Origin of the sequence: uncultured Salegentibacter sp., assembly GCF_963972535.1 — a bacterium.
GTDB lineage: Bacteria > Bacteroidota > Bacteroidia > Flavobacteriales > Flavobacteriaceae > Salegentibacter.
In genome coordinates, this window is record NZ_CAXAVR010000171.1 from 1 (window position 1) to 3,839 (window position 3,839).

3 protein-coding genes are annotated in these 3,839 nt (G+C 37.6%); all 3 read left to right on the plus strand.

Translation table 11 applies throughout. From position 1 onward, the window contains the following. Positions 1–77: 77 nt before the first annotated feature. Complete coding sequence (locus AACZ30_RS13335) at positions 78–1,505, plus strand: exonuclease domain-containing protein (protein ID WP_339649961.1); 1,428 nt, start codon at positions 78–80, stop codon at positions 1,503–1,505. Positions 1,506–1,750: 245 nt separating this feature from the next. Next, positions 1,751–2,473: an iron-sulfur cluster repair di-iron protein gene (gene ric / locus AACZ30_RS13340; RefSeq protein ID WP_075326081.1), complete on the plus strand. Its 723-nt coding sequence runs from the start codon at positions 1,751–1,753 to the stop codon at positions 2,471–2,473. Between the two features lie 74 nt (positions 2,474–2,547). Continuing rightward, on the plus strand, positions 2,548–3,839 hold a 1,292-nt coding region (locus tag AACZ30_RS13345; protein WP_339649963.1), incomplete at its 3' end, for a hypothetical protein.

Sequence of the window (3,839 nt, forward strand, 5' to 3'; positions counted from 1 at the left end):
CCAACCAGATAAGGAATATTTCCATTATTTAGTATTTTTTCCTTTTAAACTTTCAGAAATAATCATAATTTGGCCGCATGAAAGATGTGAAATTTGCCATAACCGATATTGAAACCACCGGCGGCGGCATTAAAGGCAATAAGATCACCGAAATTTGTGTACTGGTAGTGCAAAACGGAAAAGTTATAGACGACTACAGCTCCCTGGTAAATCCCGGGACCGAGATTCCGCTATACATTGAAACGCTTACCAACATCAATGATAAAATGGTGGCCGATGCGCCAAAATTCGCCGAAATAGCTTCTGAAATAGATAAAATTACCAAAGATTGTGTGTTTGTAGCCCACAATGTGAATTTTGATTATAATATTATTAAGGCAGAATTTAATAACCTGGAACTGCCATTTCAAAGAAAACGCCTGTGTACGGTACGGCTGGCCAAGAAGCTAATTCCGGGCCTTTTTTCTTATAGCCTGGGAAATATTTGCACCTCTATAAATATTCCGCACGTAGATAGGCACAGGGCGCGCGGCGATTGTGAGGCTACAGTCACGCTTTTTCAGCGTTGCCTGGATCTGGATCCCGATTATGAAGTTTTTAAAGCGTTTTTAAATCAAAGAACCGCAGCTTCTTATCTTCCGCCCAATTTTAAAAATTCAGATTTCGAAAAATTACCCGCTACAACCGGAGTCTATTTCTTTAAGGATAAAGATGGTATTCCGCTTTATATAGGGAAAGCTAAAAATATTAAAAGCCGAATAAAATCTCATTTTCAGGAAAAATCTAACCGAAAATATAAGCTGATGCAGGCCACTTACAGCATAGACTACGAACTTACCGGTAGTGAATTGCTGGCGCTTTTGCGGGAATCTGCTTTAATTTTAAAATATTTCCCTGAATTCAATAAAGCCCAGAAAAAGGTGAGCAGGCCTTATACGCTTACCTCCTACCATAACCAAAAAGGAATTGAGCAATTTGTGATTCATAAAAACAAAGTTTCGCCGGTAAGCTGGATGAAGTTCTATACGCGAGAAGAAGCTATTAAATTCCTGGAAAATATTTGCCAGGAATTTGATTTATGCCCGCGGTATTGCGGCTTGCAAACCGGTGTTTCGCATTGCAGCCATTACAAAATAACCAGTTGCAGCGGGATGTGCAAAGGCGAAATTGATAAAGAAGAATACAACCGGCGGGTTTCTAAAGCGGTAGAATATATTCAGCAATATGAAAATTCCTGTTTGCTCGTAGAAAAAGGAAGAACTAAAGCTGAAAAATCTTTTATCTATCTCAAGAAAGGTCGCTATGCCGGCTACGGATTTGTAGAAAATTCAGATGATTTTAATGGTCCCGAACAGTTTGAAGATTACCTGGTACCACAAACAAATTCCAGTTATGCCGATAGGATTGTGAACCGGTATTTAAACACCAAAAAGAACATTACCCGCTTAGACCTGAATACCGGTGAAGAAGTGGAAGAACGCGAAGCCGAAGAATGGTTTGGGTAAATTAATCCATATTTTTTTAAGTTGAAATACGATACGCATCTTCCGCACCAGGGTTAATCGCACCAATTCTTGAAGTTGAATTTTTAATCGGTTTTGGGGGGATTTTCAGCAAATCCATAATGAATTCAGGAAGATTTAAATTGCGTTTATCGGGCAAATTTTAGGCTTATGACCAGACTCATAAAATAGCAGGAAGTCAAGGCAGATATTTGTAGAGAAATATTGTTCAACTTAAAGTTATTATTATGAATACCGAAACTGTAAAAACCGTAGCCGATTATGTTACCGAAAATATTAAAAACGCGCACCTGTTTAAAAAACACGGGATCGATTTTTGTTGCGGTGGCGGAATTAGTTTAGCCCAGGCTGCGACAAAAGCTAATGTGAGCCTTGAGGTACTGAAGAAAGAATTAGAGGAAACAGCCACGGTTACCACTCCCGGTTACGATTACAAAAACTGGAAACTGGATTTCTTAACCGACCATATTATAAACGTACATCACCAGTATGTAGAAGAAAATATTCCATTACTTATTCAATATGCGGCCCGTGTTGCCAAAGTGCACGGCCACGAAAGACCAGAGCTTATAAGAATTCAGCAATTATTTACCGAAGTTGCCCAGGAATTAAGTGCCCATTTAAAGAAAGAAGAACTTATTCTATTTCCATTTATCAAAAAACTGGTAAGAGCTGAGGAAGAAGGAACACCGGCACCAAAACCACAATTTGGAAAAATTGACAATCCTATTAAAATGATGGAAACCGAGCACGATGATGCCGGTGCCATTTTTAAAGAGATTTCAGAATTAAGCGATAATTACAATTATCCTGAATGGGCTTGTAATACTTACAGGGCATTTTATGCAAAACTGGAAGAATTTGAGACCGATCTGCATCACCACGTGCATTTAGAAAACAATATACTTTTCCCTAAGGCTATTGAGCTTGAACGCAGTTTAAACAGTTAAAGGTTGTTATATCCTGGAATCCCCCATGCCAGGGTAGATTTAGTTTTTTATTTTAGAATGTTTTAATTGTGTTGATGAAACCCCGTAACAGCAATGTTACGGGGTTAATTTTTGCTAATAATTACACCAATACCGCCAAAAATCTTCATTGCAATCCCGATATTTATCGGGAGCAGCAATCTAAACTTTATTTAAACCGGGAGAGATTACTTCACCTTACTCGGTATGGTGTTCATAGTTCAATTTTTAAGCTAACTTCTTATCTTTTTAGTATCTTTCGGCCTATGCTGCGTTTAGATTTAAAAGCTCATCACAAAATAGCTCTCGCCTATTTTTTCCTGGCCGCTTTGCTGGGAATTTTCCTGAGATTATTTTACGTAACCCCGGTACCAGGGAATTATAAATACATTCTTCACACGCACTCCCATATTGCTTTATTAGGTTGGGTGTATCTCGCATTAACCGGCATTATTTATAGGTTGTTTTTTCATAAAACTGAACTTTCAAGAAAATACATCTATATTTTCCTGGCTACAAATATTAGTTTGTTAGGAATGTTGTTTAGTTTTCCGTTCCAGGGGTATGCGGTGATTTCCATAATTTTTTCAACACTTTTTCTAATCTGCTCCTATTTTTATGCAGGCTTTGTGCTCCGCAATATTCCAAAGAAGCATAGCAAGACCAAAAGCTTTAAACTTATAAAAGCAGCCTTATGGTATATGGTAATTTCCAGTATTGGCCCCTGGGCGCTTGGAGGTATTATGAGTACCCTGGGCAATACCTCAATTTGGTACAAACTCGCTGTATATTTCTATTTGCATTTTCAGTATAATGCCTGGTTTTTAGTAGCACTATTGGGAATTGTATATTATCTCTTTCAAAAATTGAATATAGATTTTGGCAGAAAGAAATTTAAACGGTTTTTCCTGTTGCTGAATTCCGGCGTTATTTTAAGCTTTTTTCTTTCCACTTACTGGACCAATCCACCATTAATATTTTATCTAATGGGTGGGCTCGGAGTGATTTTACTCCTCATCGCTTTTTACCAGTTTTTCGCCTTTATACTGCGGAATAGAAATCTTCTAAAAACAGGATTAAGTTCTTTTAGTTATCGACTTTTAATGATTTCGGGGATATTGTTAGTCGGTAAAATTTTAATTCAAAGCCTTAGCGTCATCCCATATTTCGCCGATTTGGCTTTTAATAATCTTGACTTTGTAATTGGCTATTTGCACTGGGTTTTCCTGGGTTTTGTTTCCCTGGCTTTATTCGCTTTCCTAAACTGGCTAAAGGTAATTCGAATTCCAAAAAATGCTTTTTACCTTTACCTCAGCGGTTTTCTAATTTCAGAAGCACTAATTTTCTA